Raw genomic sequence first — 19,433 nt, 5'->3', positions numbered from 1 at the left:
CGATGGCATTCGTAATCCAATCCCGCTTCCCGCGTACCGTGCGGCGAGTGCGTCGTTTTTCGAATTCGCTCGATTCGGTGGGTAAACATGCGGTGTTCTATGCGCAGACGATCGGTTCCATCCCACGCGCACTGACGCACTATCGGACCGAAACCATTCGTTTGATTGCCGAAATCAGCATGGGCACAGGTGCTTTGGCGGTTATCGGCGGCACGGTGGTCATCGTCGGATTTCTCACGCTGTTCACCGGCGGCACCATCGCGGTACAGGGCTACAGTTCGCTCGGCAATATCGGCGTCGAGGCATTGACGGGCTTCTTCGCGGCATTCATCAATGTGCGCATCGCGGCGCCGGTGATCTCCGGAATCGGTTTGGCGGCAACCATCGGCGCTGGTTCGACCGCGCAGCTGGGGGCCATGCGGGTGGCCGAGGAGATCGACGCACTGGAATCCATGGCGATCCGGCCGATGCCGTTTCTGGTCGGCACCCGGGTGCTCGCGGGCATGATCGCGATCGTGCCGCTGTACGCGCTCGCGGTGATCTGTTCGTTCATTGCCAGCCGATTCGCCACCGTGGTCATCTACGGGCAGTCGGCGGGTGTCTACGACCATTACTTCTCCACCTTCCTGATCCCCAGTGACATTCTCTGGTCCTTCGCCCAGGCGATCTTCATGGCTTTGGCCGTCATGATGATTCACACCTATTACGGCTACAACGCCGCGGGCGGACCGGTCGGCGTCGGGATCGCGGTCGGCAATGCGGTGCGGGCCTCGTTGGTCGCGGTGGTCACGGTGACACTGCTGATCTCGCTGGCCATCTACGGCACCTCCGGCAACTTCCATCTCTCCGGGTAGAGCGGTATGGCAACGAAGCAATCGGGAAGCGGCCCAAACACTTCATCCTGGGCCGCGGCACTGCGCGGCGGGCTCGGACTCAAGCTCGCCGGGCTGGGCATGGTGATCGCGCTGGTCGCGATTGTGTCCGTCGCGATGGTCATGTTCGTCGGCGGATTCACCAAGACGGTGACCGTCACGGTGGACGCACCGCGCAGCGGTCTGGTGCTCGATCCGGACGCCAAGGTGAAGATCCGCGGTGTGGAGATCGGGCGGGTCTCGCAGATCAAGCAGACTGCCGACGGTGCGAAGCTGACGCTGGCGATGGATCCCGAACTGCTGAAGATGGTTCCGTCCAATGCGAGCGTGGATATCAAGTCCACCACGGTATTCGGCGCCAAGTACATCAATTTCACTGCGCCGGACCAGCCTTCGTCGACCCCGCTGAAGCCGGGATCGACCGTGACGGCCGAATCGGTGACCGTCGAATTCAATACGCTGTTCCAGCATCTGACCGATGTGCTGCAGAAGATCGAGCCGGAAAAGCTCAATGCCACCCTGTCGGCACTTGGCACCGCGTTGCAGGGGCGTGGCGAGAAGCTCGGTGATCTGCTCGCCCGCAGCGATGCCTACCTGCGCGATATCAATCCGAGTCTGCCCGCGCTGCAACGGGATCTGGTCTCCTCGACCGGTGTCACCAACCTGTATGCCGACACGGTGCCGGATCTATTGCGCACCACTGATAACGCGACCGTGACGGCCGCGACGCTCGTCGAGGAGCAGGAGAACGTCGATGCCATGCTGGCCAACCTCATCGGATTGGCCGATACCACCGGCTCGGTGCTGCACGAGAACGAACAGCCACTGGTGACGGCGCTGGATCTGCTGCGCCCGACCACCCAGCTGCTCGACGACTACAAGCCCGCGCTGTACTGCCTGGTCGTCGGCCTGGCCAATGTGCTCCCGATCGGTGAGGACATCTTCGGCGGACGGTACGACGCGGTGCCGCTGAATGCGAGTTTCATGCCGGGCGCCGATGCCTACCAGTACCCGCAGGATCTGCCGAAGGTGAACGCCACCGGCGGGCCGCACTGTGAGGGCGTGCTGGACCGGGTGCCGGACAGCCACGCGAACTTCGTGGTCACCGACACCTCCGAGGGCCATGTGTGGACGCCGTCGACGACGACGCATCTGAACGGGCCCAAGGTGTTCCAGTTGCTGTTCGCGGGATTGCCGGGGGTGGGGCAGCTGTGAAACAGCGCGCGACAACGATCAAGCTGACCATCTTCACGCTGGTGATGGCGCTGGTATTGGCCGGACTGGTAGTGGTGTTCAGCCAGATGCGCTTCGCCAGGGAGACCGGTTATCACGCCGTCTTCACCAGCTCCTCCGGCATCGCGGACGGTGCGAAGGTCCGAATCGCCGGTGTGCCAGTTGGTTCGGTAACCGGGGTGCATGTGGGTAAGGACAATCTCGCGCACGTCGATTTCGATGTGGACAGCAAGTACCGGCTCTACACCAGCACCAAGGCGACCATCCGCTACGAAAACCTGGTCGGGGACCGGTATCTCGAACTGCTGGAGGGGCCGGGCACCGCGCAGGTGATGTCCAAAGGCGCCACCATCGGCACCGACCGCACCTCGCCCGCACTCGACCTCGATATGCTGCTCGGTGGCTTCAAACCGCTGCTGCGCGGCCTCGATCCGGCTCAGGTCAACGATCTGACCGAGGCGCTGCTCCAGGTTTTCCAGGGGCAGGGCGGCACACTTGTCGCGCTGCTGAACAGTTCCGGATCGTTCGCCAAAACCCTCGCCGATCGAGATGCGTTGATCGGCAGCGTGATCGAGAATCTGAAGACCGTGCTCGCCACGATCGATGACCGCGATCAGCAGTTCGCCACCACACTCGAGGAATTGCAGCGGCTGGTCAGCGGTTTGGCCGCCGATAAGGATCCGATCGGCGCCGCCCTGCCGCGGATCGCCGGGGCGACCGGGGACCTGACCAACCTGCTGCAGCAGGCTCGCCCGGATCTGAAGACCACGATCGAGCAGACCGGCACGCTCGCCGCCACGCTCGACGACGGCTCCGACACCGTCCAGTGGGTGCTGGACCGGCTGCCGGATACCTACAAGAAGCTGGTCCGGATCGGTTCCTACGGGTCGTTCCTGAATATGTACGTGTGCGGCACGAACTTCATTGTCGACGGGCCGGACGGCAAGCCGTTGCACATCACCCTGCCCGGGTTGCAGACGACGGGAAGGTGTGCGAAGACCCGATGAACGAAACTCGATCACGCGCAGTCTCGCTCGGCATTATCGGCATTGTCGTCGCGACCACGGTCTCGCTGTCGGCGCTGCAGGTCGACCGGCTGCCGTTCATTCGCTCCGGCGCGACCTATACCGCGTATTTCGCCGATGCGGGCGGACTGGTTCCCGGCGACAATGTGCAGGTCGCGGGGGTGAAGTCGGGACGCGTCGAGCAGGTGAAGCTGGACGGTGCGAAGGTCTATGTCCGGTTCACCCTGGACGAGGGAATCGTGCTGGGCGATAAGACGAGTGCCGCCATCAAGACCAATACGGTGCTCGGCCGCAAATCGCTCGAGGTGACTCCGTCGGGCAGCGGTTCGACCCGGACCAACGACACCATTCCGCTGGACCGGACCACCTCGCCGTATTCGCTCACCGACGCGCTCGGCGATCTGACGAATACCGTCAAGGGCCTGGATATGGACAGGGTCAACCAGACACTGGACGCATTGTCCACGACATTCGCCGATACCCCAGCCCCGTTGCGGTCGGCACTCGACGGTGTCACCCAACTCTCGCGCAGCCTGAATGCCAGAGATCAGGCGCTGACCGAGCTGCTCAGCCGGGCGCAGAACGTCACCAAGGTGCTCGCCGATCGCAGCAATCAGATCAACGCGCTGCTGGTCGACGGCAATGAGTTGCTCGGCGAATTGGACCGGCGGCGCAGCGCGCTCAGTCAGTTGATCGTCTACATCAACGGGCTGGCCCAGCAGCTGACCGGCCTCGTCAACGACAATGAGGCACAGCTGAAACCCACATTGGACCGGCTGAATTCGGTGCTCGCACTGCTGCAGTCCAATAAAGACAACCTGTCGAAGGCGCTCGATGGACTCGGTCCGTTCTCGGCCGCGCTCGGCGAACAGGTCGGCAGCGGTCCGTACTTCCAGGCGTATGTCTCGAACGCGACCACGCGCGGCCTGCAAATCCTGGTCGACGCGCTGGTGTGGCCGCAGCATGTGCCCGACTCCTTCCGCGCATATCTGACCGACCCCGCGTTGCCGTCGATCGAGCCCGCGATTCAGGAGCCGCCGCGATGAATGCATTGCGCACTGTTCGTTCGGCACCGCGGTGGGTGCGGGTGCTCGCGCTGGTCGTCATCGCCGCACTGGTGATCGCCGGTGGGTGGTCACTGATATCGCGGATCGGAAAGACCTCGATCACCGCGTATTTCCCGTCCACGACCGGCCTGTACGCCGGTGACGAGGTGCGAGTACTCGGGGTCAAGGTCGGCAGGATCGACTCCATCGATCCCGGTAGGGACCAGGTCCGGGTCGCGATGACACTCGATCGCGGTATCGAGATCCCGGCGGATGCCAAGGCGGTCATCATTTCGCCGTCGCTGGTCTCGGCACGGTTCATCCAATTGGCCCCGGCATACACCGGCGGGCCGAAGATGCACGACGGCAGCGTGATTCCGATCGAGCACACCGCGGTGCCGGTCGAATGGGATGACATCAAGGCCGAATTGTCCAAGCTGGCAACGACATTGGGGCCCGTTGGCGACGATAAGCAGGGCTCGTTCGGGCGGTTCGTGAACACCGCCGCCGACAATCTCGGCAATGGCAATGCGGAGGCGCTGCGCGATACCCTGCGCGAGCTGTCGCACACGCTGAGTACGTTGTCGGACGGGCGCACCGATCTGTTCGGCACCATCCGCAATCTGCAACAGTTCGTGGATGTGCTGTCCAAGAGCAACGATCAGATCGTGCAATTCGGCGGACGGCTCGCCTCGGTCTCGTCGGTGCTCGCGAATGTTTCCGGTGATCTCGGTGCCGGACTGGACAACCTCGACATCGCCGTCGGTGATGTGCAGCGGTTCATCCAAGAGCGCGGCGGGGCGCTGACCGAGGGGGTGCAGCGGCTGGCCGAGGTTACCCAGACCCTTGCGGACAAGCGGCCCCAGCTCGAGCAGGTATTGCATTCCGGGCCGACGTCGCTGGCGAACTTCTATCAGATCTACGATCCGGCGCAGGGCAGTCTCACCGGTGCCGTTGTCGGGACGAACTTCGCCAACCCGTTCGCCTTCCTCTGCGGCGCGGTCGAGGCGAATGATGCGAACGGTTCCGATCAGAGTGCCGCGCTGTGCCGCCAGTATCTGGCGCCGGTGATCCAGCAGCTCATGATGAATTACCCACCGCTGCTCGCCAATCCGGCCTCCAACCAGACCGCTTTCCCGCATCAGCTCGTATACAGTCCGCCGAGTCTGGCCGCGCGCGGACCGAGCGAGTCGGTGCCGCAATCGGATCCGGTCACGGTGCCGAACGGCATTGCGGGACTGGCCATTCCGGGAGGAGGGCGATGATGCGCAGGCGAATGGCCGGTGCGGCAATCGGATTGGCCGTCGTGCTCGGCGTCAGCGGCTGCGAGTGGGACGGGCTGAATTCGCTGCCCATGCCAGGTACGGCCGGAAGTGATCCGAACGCCTACGAAGTCGAGATCCAGATGCCCAATGTCACCACGCTGACTCGCAATTCGCCGGTCCGCGTCAATGACGTGACGGTCGGCACGGTGAAGAATATCGAGGTGGAGGGCTGGCACGCGCTGGTCACCGTCTCGTTGAACCACGATGTGAAGCTGCCGGCCAATGCGACCGCCCGGATCGGGCAGACCAGTCTGCTCGGCAGCAATCATCTCGAACTCGCCGCGCCGAAAGATGTTCCGGCACAGGGTGAGCTGAAGAACGGCGACCTGATCCCGCTGGACCGGGCGGGCGTCTATCCGACCACCGAGCAGACCTTGTCATCGCTGTCGGTGGTGCTCAATGGCGGCGGCATCAGTCAGCTCGAAACCATTACCCACGAACTCAATGCCGCGTTCAGCGGCCGCGAGGATGCGATCCGTGATCTGCTGCCGCAGCTGACCGAGCTGACCACCACCCTGGATTCGCAGACCAAAGACATCATCGATGCGATGGGCGGACTCGACCGGTTCGCGGGCACGCTCGCCAAGCAGAAGGATCGGGTAGCCGCGGCGATCGAACAGATTCATCCGGCGCTCACGGTGCTCGCCGATCGGCGCGAGAACATCACGCATACTCTTACCGCCCTGGGTGATCTGAGCGATGTGGTGCAGCGGATCGTCGCGCAGGGCGGGGACAATCTGAAGGCGAATCTGGCGAATCTGGCACCCGTGCTGGAGACGCTGGCCAGCACCGGGAACAGCCTGGTCGAGGTCTTGAAGATACTGCTCACCTTCCCGTTCCCGATGAAGAATCTCGATCACGCGGTCAAGGGCGATTACATGAACCTGCTCATGACCGTCGATATCACCGGCAAGCGGTTGGATTCGAACTTCCTCACCGGAACTCCGCTCGGCGGTCGGTTCGGTGGGGTCGAGGGCGCACTCGGCGGTCTGGCCGGTTCGGCGGAGGGCAATAGCAATCCGGCGACGGCACCGCTGCAGCCACCGGCGACCCCGGCTCCGACGCCGAGTATCCCTGGGCTGCCCCCGATTCCGGGACTGCCCGCGATTCCCGGCCTCACCGTTCCGCCCGCAGGGCAGGAAGGTGCGGGCCGATGAAACTCACGCGCTTCGTCCGGATCCAGTTGGGCATCTTCTCGGTGCTGACGGTGATCGGGTTGGTGGTGATGGGCGGCACCTATGTGGGACTGCCCGCCATGTTCGGCATCGGCCGCTATCAGGTGACGGTCAAGCTGTTGGCCACCGGCGGGCTTTATCCGACAGCCAATGTCGCCTACCGCGGCACGAATGTCGGCAAGGTGGAAGAGGTTCGACTCACCCCCACAGGTGTGGACGCGAAGCTTTCCATCGATAGCGATTACAAGATTCCGTCCGATGTCGACGCGTGGGTGCGCAGTGTCTCGGCCATCGGTGAGCAGTACGTCGATCTGGTACCGGCCGCGAATGCCAAGGGCGGCAACCTCTCCGACGGTTCGGTGGTTCCGGTGGACCGCACCAGGCTGCCCGAGGATATCGGCACCGTGCTCGATCGCTCCGATCGTCTGCTGTCCAGCATTGCCGATACCAAGCTGCGGCAGGTGATCGACGATGCTTTCAAGGCATTCAACGGGGCCGGACCGGATCTACAGAAGTTCATCGATTCGGCATCGCTGCTGGTTCAGGAGGCCCAGGCGAATGCCGAGCCGACCAAGGACCTGCTGGAAAAGATCGGGCCGCTGCTGGACACGCAGAATCAGTCCGATGCGGCGATCCGGTCGTGGACCCAGGACCTGGCAACCGTCACCGACCAACTGCGCGCCCATGATCCGGCACTGCGCAATGTCATCGAGAAGACGCCCGGTGCGGCACAACAGGTGAGTTCGCTGTTCCAGGACCTGCGCCCGACCCTGCCGATTCTGCTGTCGAATCTGGTCAGCGTGGGTCAGGTCGCGGTGACCTATCACTCGGGTCTGGAACAGATCCTGGTGATCTATCCACCGCTGACCGCCGCGTTCCTGACGGCCATCCGCGGCCCCGTCGAATACGGTGCCGTCGTGGACTTCCACCTGGAACTCAACGACCCGCCCGGCTGCACCACCGGCTTCCTCACGCCGGAACAGCGCCGCTCGCCCGCCCAGCTCGACACCCCGGATACGCCGCCCGGGCTGTACTGCAAGGTGGCACAGAACGCCAAGGAAGCCGTGCGCGGTATCCGCAATACGCCGTGCATGGAGGTACCGGGTAAGCGGGCGCCGACGCCCGAGCTGTGCCGCGACCCGAACGGCTATGTGCCCGAAGGCAATAACCCGGCGTTCGGTCCGCCGCAGCCGGTGACCCCGTCGGGTGACCCCATCGGGGGTCAGGGCTCGACCCACCCGGCCGCGCACAGTACGACATTGGATCCCGGCAGTGGGACGTTCATGGGACCGGACGGACGCACGTACCGTCAGGGGGATATCGGAAAGGACGGATCCGGCACGATACCGTCGAGTTGGCAGGCGATGCTTCAGGAGCAGCAGCAATGAGTGAATCCAGTGTGGTCAAGGTTCGGCCGAGGCGACGGGCGGTGCGTTCGGCGGGTCCGCCGCCGGAGGACACCCTCCCGCTCGAGACCGAAGGTGTCGAGCTGTCCAAGGCCGTCGATGTCACGGTCAAGGTGACGAAGGCGGAGTCGGACGGTCCGAGCGAGGATGCCGAACCCGTGACGACGCTGGAGATACCCAACGTCGGCGAAGTCGTCGATGACGCTCCGAAGTCCGCGCCACCGCGCTGGGTCCTCATCGCCGGTGCCGCCGCGGCCGCGATCGTGGCGATCGCGCTGGTGGTCGGCACCGGATTCTTCGCCTACAACCTGCACACCGCATCCGATCGCGATGCGCGGCGCGCGGACTATGTCCAGACCGCCAAGCAGGCGATTCTCAATCTCACCACCATCAAGGACGACACCGCCAAGGCCGATATCGACCGTGTCCTCGCGGTGGCATCCGGTGAGCTCAAGGCCGAATACTCGCAGCGCAAGGACGCCTACGCGAGCGTTGTCGAGCAGGCCAAGGTGAAGGCCACCGGTGAAATCATCGAATCCGCCATCGAGAGCGAGGACGGGGATTCGGCACGCGTGCTGGTCGCCGCCAAGCAGACCCTGACCAATGCGGGCATGGCGGATCCGCAGACGCGGTACTACCGATTCCGGGTCACCGTCACCCGCGGCGATAACGGGATCACCGCCTCACAAGTGGAGTTCGTGGCATGAACCGGCGGCTGATTCTGGTGGCGTCCGCGGTCGCCCTCGTCATCGTCGCGCTGGCGGCCATCTGCGGCGTCACCGGATACAAGTACTGGAACGACCGCAAGAGCGAACAGGCGCGCACCCAGGCCGTCCCCGCGGCCCAGCGCACCGTCGAGTCGATGTTCACCTACAACTTCAAAACGGTGGACGCCGAGTTGCCGAAGGTCGCGGACGATCTCAGCGGCAGCTTCCGCGACGACTACCTGAAATTGATCAGGGAAGCCATCGCCCCCGGCGCCAAGGAGAAGGAACTCAACGTCCAGGCCACCACCCAGGCCACCGGCGTAATCTCCGCCGAGCCCGCCCACGCGGTAGTCCTGCTCTACCTGAACCAGGTAACCACCGGCAAGGACTCCCCCCAAGGCAACATCACCACCAGCCGAGTCCGGGTGAGCCTCGAAAAGGACAACGGCCACTGGCTCGTATCCGCGGTAACGCCGATCTAGCGGGCCGCAGCCGCCGGTATCCCCGATGAGCGAGAGCCCGGCTAGGGGCAGGCCGGCGATTGCTGTCCATCGGCAACGATCTGCATACACACCCAGCCATCGTCCAGCCGCCACGCGTTGTCTACGAGGACGAGTGGGATGAGCATGGGGACGTTGCCATCCGTGGTAGTGGTGCTGGTGGTGGCGATCAGGTGGCCGCGGCCCATGTCGGTGGTTTTGTCGACTGTCACCTCGATGGCGGCATGGGTGTAGGCCCGGGCCAATTTCGTGACCAGGTCCGGGTCTTTGTCGTCACCCTCGATGCGTAAGTTCTTGGCGGAGGTGGGAATCGACGGGTTCAAGGCCTGCGCGAGTTCGGCGGTGAGGTCGGCTGGAGCGGGAATCGGTGGTTGAGCGGTCGGCCGGTTGTCGAGGCCAGGAATGGTGCCTGGATAGAGCTGGGCAACCAGGTCGGTCCAGATGTAGGTCGCGTCGATCGGGAGCAGGGCGCGGTAGGCCGGGGTGTACTGATTCACGGCGACAGCGACGCTGACTTTGCGTTCGGGGAGGTACATCGTCATCGAGGTGTAGCCGAGGACCGCGCCGGAGTGGCCGACCCAGGAGCCGCGCTTCATCAGACCGAGGCCGTAGCCGTCGGTGAAAGTTGTTCGTGCCGAAACGGTTCGAGGCTCGAGGAATCGTCCCTCACCCAGTGCGGCGGCGTAGGTGGCGAGGTCGGGCACGGTGGCCACCAGGGAGCCCGCGGCTTCCCACAGGGTAGGTGGTGTGCGTGCTGTGACGTCGGCGCGGACGTATTTGTCGTAGGCGTAGCCCCGGCTATCGGGTGCGGGCAAATTGGCGTCGGGAGGGTATTCGGTGTTGTGGAGCCCGTACTCGCGGACGAGGTCGTTGACAACGTCGCGCACCGGGCGACCTGTGACCTTCTCCAGGATCAGGCCGAGCAGGAGATACTCGGAATTCGAGTACGCGGTACGGGAATTGGGTGGCTGTGCCTTGTCAGGGTTGTCGCTGATGATGCGCAAAGCGTCGCCAATGGACCACACGCGATCCGGTGTCGCGGTGAGTAATTGGGGACCGAACTCAGGGCTCGTGGCGAAATCGTAGACACCACCTCGCATCCCGAGCAGGTCGCGCACGGTGATGATGTCGCCATTGGGGATACCGTCGACGTATTTTCGGAGGGGGTCGTCGAGTGCAAGTTTCTGTGCATCAGCGAGGCGCAGTACGGCGGTCGCGACGAACGTCTTGGTGATGCTGCCGACCCGGTAGTGGTCGCTCACGTCGGCTCGACGGCCGGTGGCGGTGTCCGCCACCCCGTAAGCCTGGCTGTAGGTGCCGTGTTCGGGGTCGATGATCGATACCGCTGCGCCCGGAATCAGCCCGGCGTCGATATGGGATTTCATGATCTGGTCGATCTGGCCGGCCAGATCGGCGGGAAAGGCCTGTGCCCGGTCGGCGTCGGTGGTGGTGCCGCACCCGATGGTGAGCAACATCGCGATCAGGAGTGAGGCGAGCACTCCGAGGATTCGTCGCGATAGGACATGGTGATGCGACCCAGACATTGCGGAATCCCCTCCCCGCCGGGTCAGTACCGGCGCCCGCAGCCGAGGTTAGCAGCACGGAACCCCGAAGGTGAACGATCGTGCGGTGATCGACGCGCTCGGCTGGAGGCCCCTGTCGGGATCGGACCGACGACCTTTCGCTTACGCCGATGGCAGGGCCTCTGCCACGTGAACGAGCGCGCCGTCACCGACGCGCTCGACTGGAGCCCCCTGTCAGGATTGAACTGACGACCTTCGCTTTACAAGAGCGGTGCTCTACCACTGAGCTAAGGAGGCGGACGGTCTTACAAACGGTGCCAATCATAACCGGACACGCCAGCTGCGTGACACCGGCTTTACGGTGCCACGCAGTGACGGTTCAGCAGTGGGCCCGGCGCAGTATCGGATACCGCGGGTCAGGACTGGGCGCCCTGACGGGCCGCGTCATCGGCGGCCATCGCGTCACGCAGGCTCTTCGGACGCATATCGGTCCAGTTCTTCTCGACGTACTCCACGCACGCGGCGCGGCTGTCCTCGCCGAAAACGACTCGCCATCCGGCCGGAACCTCCGCAAAGGCGGGCCACAGCGAATGCTGTTCCTCATCGTTGACCAGAACGAAGAAGCGGCCGTCTTCGTCATCGAAGGGATTGGTGCTCAATTTCACCTCACTGGATACTGGCGCATGTACGGGGTCGCCCTTGGCTCGTCCAACGCTGTTCGAGCGTCGGAAGCTCCCCGAGCGTTGTGTCGACCCTAGCAAGGCAGACGTTACGTGTAGGCAGTTACCTCAGGCCGCGAAGAAATCGAGCAGGATCTTGTTCACCGCTTCTGGACGCTCGAGATAGCCGTAATGTCCCGCATCAGGAACTTCCAGGTAACGCGCACCGGGTATGGCCTCGGCAACCTCCCTGGACAGATACGGCGGAATCATCCGATCGTCAGCGAATCCGATGGCCAGACACGGCACCTTGATGCCGCGGTAGGCCTGCACCCGGTCGAAATCGTGGTCCATTCGGCGCTGGGCGCGGATGCCGGGGGTCACCGCACCACCGGTGAATTCGAACAGATCGAGCCAGTCGCGGGCGGCATTCGGATCGGCCATGGTCGCGGGCGACATATTCATCACCGCGGTCACGGCGGCCTCGTACTTCGGGGGCAGGCTGACCCCGCTCGCGTCGAGTTCGTGCTCGCCGAGCGAGAGCGTCTTCTGGAACTGGTCGAGTCGGCCGTGTCCGGCCATGAATACGGCCTTGCGCACCAGTTCCGGACGCGCCAGCGCGAGTTCCTGCGCGACCCGCGCGCCCATCGAGGTACCGACCACCAGTGCCGGACCCTCGTCGAGCAGTTCGATGAGCCCGGCGGTATCGCCGACCAGTTGATCGATGGTCATGCCCTCGGCCGCCTCATAGGACGGTTTGATGCCGCGATTGTCGAAGGTGCAGACCCGATATCCCGCCTTGACCAACGCCGGGACCTGATGCAACTCCCAGACCCGGCCCGGGCTGCCGGTGCCCATGATCATGACGACGAGCGGACCCGCGCCCTTCGCCTCCGTGCCCTTGGTTCGGTCGCCCTTGACCTGGTAGTTGAGTGAAATTCCGTTCACCGTGGCCAGCGGCATATCGACCCTTTCGTGGAGTTGGTGCTGCGTTCCCAAGGTATAGGGCTTCGGTTTTCGACGAACAGCGAAGGGTATGACGCCGAACGTGTCCGAGGTCACCCTTAGCCAGGTGCGGCGCACCTGCGCGGTGGCCAGATACCATTGACTATTCGCACGTACGAGCGTACTGAGCCGGGAGGACAAGAAGATGGCCGCGAAGAGCAGCGCGAACGACATCGCGGACGACGATCTGGAACCACTCGCCGACGAGACCGCCCGTCAGGCGCAGCGAGTCGTCGCGGCCTACGCGGAGGATGCCGACGAATGCCGGATGCTGCTGTCGATGCTCGGCATCGGACCTAACTCTCGGGGCGAGTAAACCAACTCGACGTCAACGGGGCCGTCGACCTATCTCATAACTTCAACGGGAATAGCGACGCGCAAAGGATGCGTGAGTGGACCAGATGACCCAACAGCCGTCCGATGACTCCGAACACGCCTTTCTAGAGCCCCCATCCGAACCCGACACCACGGTGGTCCCCTCCGCCCTCGCCGAGATGAACGGGGCCGGTTCCGGCTTCGTCGTCGTCGCGAACCGGCTGCCTGTCGACCTGGAGAAACTGCCCGACGGCTCCACCCGCTGGAAGCGCAGTCCGGGCGGCCTGGTGACCGCGCTGGAGCCGGTGCTCCGCAATAACAAAGGCTCCTGGGTGGGCTGGGCCGGTGTGCCGGATGTGGACATCGATCCGATCATCGAGGACGGTCTCGAACTGCATCCGGTGCCGCTGTCGGCGGAGGAAGTCTCCGAGTACTACGAGGGCTTCTCCAACGGCACGCTGTGGCCGCTGTACCACGATGTGATCGTGCGCCCGGTCTACGATCGGGCCTGGTGGGCCGCCTATGTCACGGTGAACCGGCGTTTCGCCGAGGCCACCGCGAAGGTCGCCGCCGAGGGCGCGACCGTCTGGGTGCAGGACTACCAACTGCAATTGGTGCCGAAGATGCTGCGCATGCTGCGGCCCGATCTCACCATCGGATTCTTCCTGCACATTCCGTTCCCGCCGGTCGAGCTGTTCATGCAGATGCCGTGGCGGACCGAAATCATCGAGGGTCTGCTCGGCGCCGACCTGATCGGCTTCCACCTACCCGGCGGCGCGCAGAACTTCCTCTACCTGGCCCGCAGGCTGGCCGGGCAGCCCACCTCGCGCGGCACCGTCGGTGTGCGTTCCAAGCTCGGCGTGGTGCAAGTGGGTTTCCGAACGGTCCGGGTCGGCGCGTTCCCGATTTCCATCGCCTCGGCCGAACTCGACGAGCATTCGCGCCGCCGCTCGGTCCGGGAACGGGCCGCGAAGATCCGCGCCGAACTCGGCAATCCGAAAAATATCCTGCTCGGCGTCGACCGCTTGGACTACACCAAGGGCATTGACATCCGCCTCGCCGCGCTGGAGGAATTGCTACTGGAGAACAGGCTGGATCCGGCCGATACCGTCATGGTGCAGCTGGCTACTCCGAGCCGGGAGCGGGTGGAGAGCTATATCCAGATGCGCGGCGATATCGAGCGCCAAGTCGGCCGGATCAATGGTGAATTCGCCAGGGTCGGCTATCCGGTCGTGCATTATCTGCATCGCCCGATTGCGCGCGAGGAACTCGTCGCCTTCTTCGTGGCCGCCGACGTCATGCTGGTGACGCCGCTGCGCGACGGGATGAATCTGGTCGCCAAGGAGTACGTCGCCTGTCACAGCGGTCTCAACGGAGCGTTGGTTCTGAGCGAATTCACCGGCGCCGCAGCCGAATTGCGCCAGGCCTACCTGTGCAACCCGCACGATCTGAACAGCGTGAAGGATGCCGTCGTCGCGGCGCTGGAGGACGACCGGGATACCCGCCGCCGGCGAATGCGCTCCCTGCGTCGCCAGGTCCTCGCCCACGATGTGGACCGCTGGGCGCGATCGTTCCTTGAGGCGCTGGCTCAGGACCAGGTCGCGGGCAGCGCGCTACTCACCGACGACGACGTATACCCGGAGTCCCGAGCTCCCCGTCGCTGACACCACTCACAGCTTTCACCCAGCTAAGGTCCAGACAGTTCCCAGCCGATTGCCGGACTATGTAGCAATGAGTGGTGCGCCTGTGGAGTCCACGCCCGAGGCCAGGGTGCTGGTGGTGGACGACGAACCCATGATCGTGGAGCTCCTGTCGGTGAGCCTGCGCTATCAGGGGTTCGCCGTCGACACGGCCATCGACGGGGCGCAGGCGCTGGACAAGGCGCGCACCTTCCGACCGCAGGCGCTGATCGTCGATGTGATGATGCCCGGCATGGACGGCTTCGGGCTGCTGCGCCGACTGCGCGCCGATGGCATCGACGCGCCGGTACTGTTCCTGACCGCGCGCGACGACGTCCAAGACAAGGTCGCCGGACTCACCCTCGGCGCCGACGACTACATCACCAAACCGTTCAGCCTCGAGGAAGTGGTGGCCCGGCTGCGAGTTGTCTTGCGCCGCTTCGGTCATACCGCACCGCAGCGCGAGAGTTCGCGAATCCGGTTCGAGGACATCGAACTCGACGACGATACGCATGAGGTGTGGAAGGCGGGCGAGCCGGTCGCGTTGTCGCCCACCGAATTCACTCTGCTGCGGTATTTCATGGTCAATGCCGGGACGGTGTTGAGTAAGCCGCGCATCCTGGATCATGTTTGGCGCTACGACTTCGGGGGTGAGGTCGGCGTGGTCGAAACATATGTCTCGTATCTGCGCAAGAAGGTCGACACCGGCGATCAGCGCTTGATTCACACGCTACGTGGCGTTGGCTACGTGATGCGCGCGCCGAATCGCACGCGCCAGCCCGAGAAATGATCACCTCCCGGATCGAACAGACCCGTCGCACACTGGCACGCGTTTCGTCGGCGATTCCGCTGCGGGTGACGCTGGTGCTCGCGCTCGTGCTGCTTTCCGCGCTCGGGTTGTTCGCCTCCGGCATGGTCGTCACCTCGGCGCTGGAGAATTCGCTGCTGCACCGCACCGATCAGCAGCTTCGCGATGCGGTGATGGCGTGGTCGCGCCCGCGCCCGCCGACTCCGTCGAATCCGCCGCATCCGTCCAGCACCTTTTTTGTCCACATCGAGCCGACCCCCGGCGGCAACGGCACCGTGTATCTCGAGACCAGGCCGTTCAACGAGGAGGCCGAGCCCGAGCTGCCGCGGCTGACCGATGCGCGTCCGAGCACGGATCCGCCGGGCAGCAAGGTACTCACCAAACCGGTGACCGTCGGCTCCAAGAACGGCTCGACGGTCAAATGGCGCATCATCACGGCGGTTTCGCCCGATACGACGACAACCGTCGCGATACCGCTCACCGAGAACATCGACACCGTCAATCGACTGATCATGTTGCAGCTCATGGTCGGCGCCGCGGTGCTCGCCGCGCTGGCGGTGCTGGCCTACTTCGTGATCAGACGCAGTCTGCGGCCGTTGCGTGCGGTCGAGAAGACCGCCGCCGCCATTGCCGCCGGTGATCTGCATCGCCGGGTTCCGGTGCGCGGCACCAACACCGAGGTGGATCGGCTGTCCCAATCGCTCAACGGCATGCTGGCCCAGATCCAGCGGGCCTTCGCCGCGACGGAAGCCTCCGAATCGGCGGCCCGGCGCTCCGAGGCGAAAATGCGCCGCTTCGTCGCCGACGCGAGTCATGAACTGCGCACCCCGCTCACCACCATCAGCGGCTTCGCCGAGCTGTATCGGCAAGGCGCGACCGCGGAACCGGCCATGTTCATGGATCGCATCGAACACGAGGCTCAACGCATGGGGCTGTTGGTCAAGGATCTGTTGATGCTGGCCCGATTGGATGCGCAGCGTCCGCTGGAACTGGGTCCGGTGGACCTGCTCGCCCTCGCCAGCGATGCCGTGCACAATGCCCGCGCCGTCAGCGCGGCCAATGGCGACGACGGGCCGCACCGCTCGATCGAACTGGAAATCCGTTCGGGCACCGGAACTTTGGAAGTGATCGGCGACGAAGCGCGGCTGCGTCAGGTACTGGCCAACCTGCTGAACAACGCTCTCACCCACACGCCACCGGACGCCGATGTCAAGGTCCGGCTGACGCCAGCCGACGACGAGGTCCTGCTGGAGGTCGCCGACACCGGTCAGGGCCTACCGCCCGAGGAGGCCGAGCGCATCTTCGAACGCTTCTACCGCACCGACACCTCCCGCACCCGCGCCAGCGGCGGCACCGGCCTCGGCCTGTCCATCGTCCAAGCCCTGGTCGACGCCCACAACGGCACAGTGACCGTCGAAAGCACCGAAGGTGAAGGCACCACCTTCACCGTCCGCCTACCCCGCGAAATCCGCTGAGTCTGCGCGACCAGGTTGCCCACCTGCGTGAGCCGGGCACATCTGTGGGCCGCGCAGCGGATCGACGCTGATCAGGCGGGGACGTGGGCGGCGTAGCCGAGGTCGCGGAGGGCGGTTTTGATTTTGGTTTGGGCCTCGTCGAGGGATTCGGGGGTCGGGTGGGGGTTCGCGCTGGAGATGTCGAAGTTGCCCATGGTGAAGGCCGGGAAGACGTGGACGTGGAGGTGGGGGACTTCCAGACCGGCGATGAGTAGTCCGGCACGGGGGGCGTTCCAGGCGCGGCGGACCGCTTGGCCGATTTTCTGCGCTACGCCGTTGAGCCGCGCGAAGGTGTCGGAGTCGACGTCCTGCCACTGATCGATCTCCTTGCGGGGGACCACCAGGGTGTGCCCTTGCGTCACCGGGGCGATGGTGAGGAATGCGACGAATTCGTCGTCCTCCCAGACGAAACGGCCCGGCAGCTGGCCTTCGATGATCGCGCTGAAAACAGAAGCCATGCACCGCAGGCTACGCCGAGCGCTCGCACGGTTCCGCTCAGCCACCGGCTGATGCGTCGCCGCGGCAATGCACGGGCGCTGCGAACCGAGACCCCGAACGGCATCTCGGGCGGGCCTCGTCACCATCGGTGGCATTCGAGCGAGGTCCGTCCGGTGATCACCAGCGGAGTCGGTGCTCAGGCGACGTAGTGCGACAGGATGCCCTGCACTTCGTAGATGTCGACTTGGCGGTTGAATCGCTTCTGCACCGGTTCGTGGGTGCCGGAGATCCAGATGCAGAGCTCAGCATCCAGGTCGAAGGTGCCCGCGGTTTCCACCGAGAAGTGGGTGATGGCGCGATAGGGGATGCTGTGATAGCTCACCTTGCGGCCGGTGACACCCTGCTTGTCGACCAGGATGAGACGCTTGTTGGTGAACAGAATCGCATCGCGGACAAGAAGATACGCGGCATAGACCTGTTCACCGCCGCCCATCAGTCTCGCGTATTCCTCTTGCGCCTTACCGGGATCGATCCGCCCGGCATTGCCCATCAGTCCGTCGATCAGACCCATAGTCAGCACGTCCTTTTGCGCGATGGAGGTCGGCTGTCGCGCCCCCTCCCATCAATCATCCACACGACGACCGCTGGGGACGGAGAACCTGACGACTGATTTCGCGAGTACATGGGTCGCGCCCGAGGATGAGCCACGCCGGGCGGCTGGGGGATCGTAATTCGACGCGGGTAGATGCACAGGTGATGAACCACGAGTGACTGGCCGTCGGACTCCTGGTCAGCCGCTGTTGGCGACAACCTAAGCTGTTGGCCGTGCGCGTACTCGTCATCGGTTCCGGAGCCCGTGAACATGCCCTCGTCCTCGCCCTGCGCCGGGACCCCGCGGTGACCGCGCTGTTCGCTGCGCCGGGCAATGCGGGTATCGGCCAGTACGCGCAGGTCAGAGCGGTCGATCCGTCTTCCGCGGAGGCGGTTGTCGCGCTGGCCACCGAGTTGGACGCGGACCTGGTCGTGATCGGGCCCGAGGTGCCGCTGGTGCTCGGCGTCGCCGATGCGGTCCGGGCCGCGGGCATCGCCTGCTTCGGTCCGTCGGCCGCGGCCGCGCGCATCGAGGGTTCGAAGGCCTTCGCCAAGGATGTCATGACCGCCGCCGGGGTCCGCACCGCGCACAGCGAGATTGTGGACAACCCGGCTGAACTCGATGCCGCACTGGATCGGTTCGGCCCGACCTGGGTGGTCAAGGACGACGGTCTGGCCGCGGGCAAGGGTGTGGTGGTGACCGCCGACCGGCATGCGGCCCGCGACCACGGTGCAGAATTGCTCGAGCAGGGCCATCCGGTGCTGTTGGAGTCCTTCCTGGACGGGCCGGAGGTTTCGCTGTTCTGCCTGGTCGACGGCGAGACGGTGGTGCCGCTGCTGCCCGCGCAGGATCACAAGCGCGTCGGCGACGGTGATACCGGGCCGAATACCGGCGGTATGGGCGCGTACACGCCGCTGCCATGGTTGCCGGAGGAGACGGTCACCGCGATCGTCGAGGATGTGGTCGAACCGGTCGCGGCGGAACTGGTGCGGCGCGGCTGCGGCTTCTCCGGGCTGCTCTATGCGGGTCTGGCGATCGGTGCGGAGGGACCCGCTGTCGTCGAATTCAATTGTCGCTTCGGCGATCCGGAGACCCAGGCGGTGCTCGCGCTGCTGGAGAGTCCGCTCGGCGAATTGCTGAATGCCACCGCGACCGGCACTCTCGCCGAGGTCGCCGCCCCGCGTTGGCGGGACGGTTCGGCCGTCACGGTCGTGATCGCCGCTGAGAACTACCCGGGCCGTCCCCGCGTCGGTGATGTGATCACCGGAGCGGGCGAGGGCAATACCGACGACTCGTCTGCCGTGCTGCATGCGGGAACCGCGTTGCGCGAGGACGGTGCCCTGGTCTCCGCGGGCGGTCGGGTGCTGAGTGTCGTCGGCATCGGCGCGGATCTGGCCGAGGCCCGCGCGCACGCCTACGACCGCATTGCCTCGATCAAGTTGCCCGGCAGTCACTTTCGCACCGACATCGGTCTCGCCGCGGTAGAGGACCGCATTTCTGTTTGACCCATACGGCTCGCACTACTGACAGTGCACCAAGTGCCGAACATTCCGCCATCACCGACCCCAATGGAGTGAGTCTTACGAGCGACGTTCGCGGCCCGTCTCACGT

The 19,433-nt window shown here is 64.7% G+C and carries 19 protein-coding genes and 1 tRNA gene; 14 read left to right on the top strand and 6 right to left on the bottom strand.

Annotated features, from left to right (window positions below; genetic code table 11):
* Positions 1–2: 2 nt before the first annotated feature.
* From NA5_RS20600 to NA5_RS20560, 9 genes are all read left to right on the top strand, one after another.
* Positions 3–854 (top strand): MlaE family ABC transporter permease, encoded by an 852-nt coding sequence (locus NA5_RS20600; protein WP_062988484.1) that lies wholly within the window; start codon positions 3–5, stop codon positions 852–854.
* Positions 855–953: 99 nt separating this feature from the next.
* Complete coding sequence (locus tag NA5_RS20595) at positions 954–2,087, top strand: MCE family protein (RefSeq protein ID WP_062988555.1); 1,134 nt, start codon at positions 954–956, stop codon at positions 2,085–2,087.
* Positions 2,084–3,112, top strand: coding sequence for an MCE family protein (locus NA5_RS20590; RefSeq protein ID WP_084484290.1), 1,029 nt, complete (start codon positions 2,084–2,086; stop codon positions 3,110–3,112). The genes NA5_RS20595 and NA5_RS20590 overlap by 4 nt, the downstream gene beginning before the upstream one ends.
* On the top strand, positions 3,109–4,176 hold the full coding sequence (locus tag NA5_RS20585; RefSeq protein ID WP_062988482.1) for an MCE family protein: 1,068 nt from the start codon (positions 3,109–3,111) through the stop codon (positions 4,174–4,176). The genes NA5_RS20590 and NA5_RS20585 overlap by 4 nt, the downstream gene beginning before the upstream one ends.
* Positions 4,173–5,441, top strand: a complete 1,269-nt coding sequence (locus tag NA5_RS20580) for an MCE family protein (protein WP_062988480.1) — start codon at positions 4,173–4,175, stop codon at positions 5,439–5,441. Before NA5_RS20585 ends, NA5_RS20580 begins: the two co-directional genes overlap by 4 nt.
* On the top strand, positions 5,438–6,658 hold the full coding sequence (locus NA5_RS20575) for an MCE family protein (RefSeq protein ID WP_062988479.1): 1,221 nt from the start codon (positions 5,438–5,440) through the stop codon (positions 6,656–6,658). The genes NA5_RS20580 and NA5_RS20575 overlap by 4 nt, the downstream gene beginning before the upstream one ends.
* Positions 6,655–8,064 carry an MCE family protein gene (locus NA5_RS20570; RefSeq protein WP_062988477.1) on the top strand — a complete coding sequence of 470 codons (1,410 nt, stop codon included), beginning with the start codon at positions 6,655–6,657 and terminating at the stop codon, positions 8,062–8,064. Before NA5_RS20575 ends, NA5_RS20570 begins: the two co-directional genes overlap by 4 nt.
* Positions 8,061–8,789, top strand: coding sequence for an Rv1363c family protein (locus NA5_RS39430; RefSeq protein ID WP_062988475.1), 729 nt, complete (start codon positions 8,061–8,063; stop codon positions 8,787–8,789). The genes NA5_RS20570 and NA5_RS39430 overlap by 4 nt, the downstream gene beginning before the upstream one ends.
* On the top strand, positions 8,786–9,271 hold the full coding sequence (locus NA5_RS20560) for an Rv1363c family protein (RefSeq protein ID WP_062988473.1): 486 nt from the start codon (positions 8,786–8,788) through the stop codon (positions 9,269–9,271). Before NA5_RS39430 ends, NA5_RS20560 begins: the two co-directional genes overlap by 4 nt.
* A 41-nt stretch (positions 9,272–9,312) precedes the next feature.
* Here the strand turns inward: NA5_RS20560 and NA5_RS20555 are convergent, their stop codons facing one another.
* The 4 genes from NA5_RS20555 to NA5_RS20540 form a co-directional block, all read right to left on the bottom strand.
* A complete protein-coding gene (locus NA5_RS20555) occupies positions 9,313–10,833 on the bottom strand; it encodes a serine hydrolase domain-containing protein (protein WP_084484289.1) in 1,521 nt (506 codons plus the stop codon).
* Positions 10,834–11,034: 201 nt separating this feature from the next.
* Positions 11,035–11,109: transfer RNA gene (locus tag NA5_RS20550), tRNA-Thr, on the bottom strand.
* 119 nt (positions 11,110–11,228) lie between these two features.
* The gene (locus NA5_RS20545) at positions 11,229–11,471 is read right to left on the bottom strand and encodes an MbtH family protein (protein ID WP_011207082.1); all 243 of its coding nucleotides are present in this window, start codon (positions 11,469–11,471) and stop codon (positions 11,229–11,231) included.
* Positions 11,472–11,600: 129 nt separating this feature from the next.
* Positions 11,601–12,434, bottom strand: a complete 834-nt coding sequence (locus NA5_RS20540; protein WP_062988469.1) for an alpha/beta fold hydrolase — start codon at positions 12,432–12,434, stop codon at positions 11,601–11,603.
* A 187-nt stretch (positions 12,435–12,621) separates the two neighbouring features.
* Between NA5_RS20540 and NA5_RS41350 the strand changes: the two genes are divergently transcribed.
* From NA5_RS41350 to NA5_RS20525, 4 genes are all read left to right on the top strand, one after another.
* Positions 12,622–12,792 (top strand): hypothetical protein, encoded by a 171-nt coding sequence (locus NA5_RS41350; RefSeq protein WP_169338030.1) that lies wholly within the window; start codon positions 12,622–12,624, stop codon positions 12,790–12,792.
* Positions 12,793–12,970: 178 nt separating this feature from the next.
* On the top strand, positions 12,971–14,455 hold the full coding sequence (locus NA5_RS20535) for an alpha,alpha-trehalose-phosphate synthase (UDP-forming) (protein WP_062988552.1): 1,485 nt from the start codon (positions 12,971–12,973) through the stop codon (positions 14,453–14,455).
* Positions 14,456–14,522: 67 nt separating this feature from the next.
* Positions 14,523–15,260 (top strand): response regulator transcription factor, encoded by a 738-nt coding sequence (locus NA5_RS20530; protein WP_169811338.1) that lies wholly within the window; start codon positions 14,523–14,525, stop codon positions 15,258–15,260.
* Entirely contained in the window at positions 15,257–16,753 is a 1,497-nt protein-coding gene (locus NA5_RS20525; RefSeq protein ID WP_169811337.1) for a sensor histidine kinase, read from the top strand. Before NA5_RS20530 ends, NA5_RS20525 begins: the two co-directional genes overlap by 4 nt.
* 71 nt (positions 16,754–16,824) lie before the next feature.
* Here the strand turns inward: NA5_RS20525 and NA5_RS20520 are convergent, their stop codons facing one another.
* Positions 16,825–17,250 (bottom strand): HIT family protein, encoded by a 426-nt coding sequence (locus tag NA5_RS20520; protein WP_062988466.1) that lies wholly within the window; start codon positions 17,248–17,250, stop codon positions 16,825–16,827.
* Positions 17,251–17,426: 176 nt separating this feature from the next.
* Complete coding sequence (locus NA5_RS20515) at positions 17,427–17,801, bottom strand: PH domain-containing protein (protein ID WP_062988464.1); 375 nt, start codon at positions 17,799–17,801, stop codon at positions 17,427–17,429.
* Positions 17,802–18,055: 254 nt separating this feature from the next.
* Here NA5_RS20515 and purD point away from each other — a divergent pair, with 254 nt between their 5' ends.
* Positions 18,056–19,327 carry a phosphoribosylamine--glycine ligase gene (gene purD / locus NA5_RS20510; protein WP_062988462.1) on the top strand — a complete coding sequence of 424 codons (1,272 nt, stop codon included), beginning with the start codon at positions 18,056–18,058 and terminating at the stop codon, positions 19,325–19,327.
* Positions 19,328–19,433: the final 106 nt, after the last annotated feature.

The sequence above is a fragment of the Nocardia anaemiae NBRC 100462 genome (assembly GCF_001612725.1).
GTDB classification, from domain to species: Bacteria; Actinomycetota; Actinomycetes; order Mycobacteriales; family Mycobacteriaceae; genus Nocardia; species Nocardia anaemiae.
This window is presented reverse-complemented; position numbering and strand designations above follow the sequence as displayed.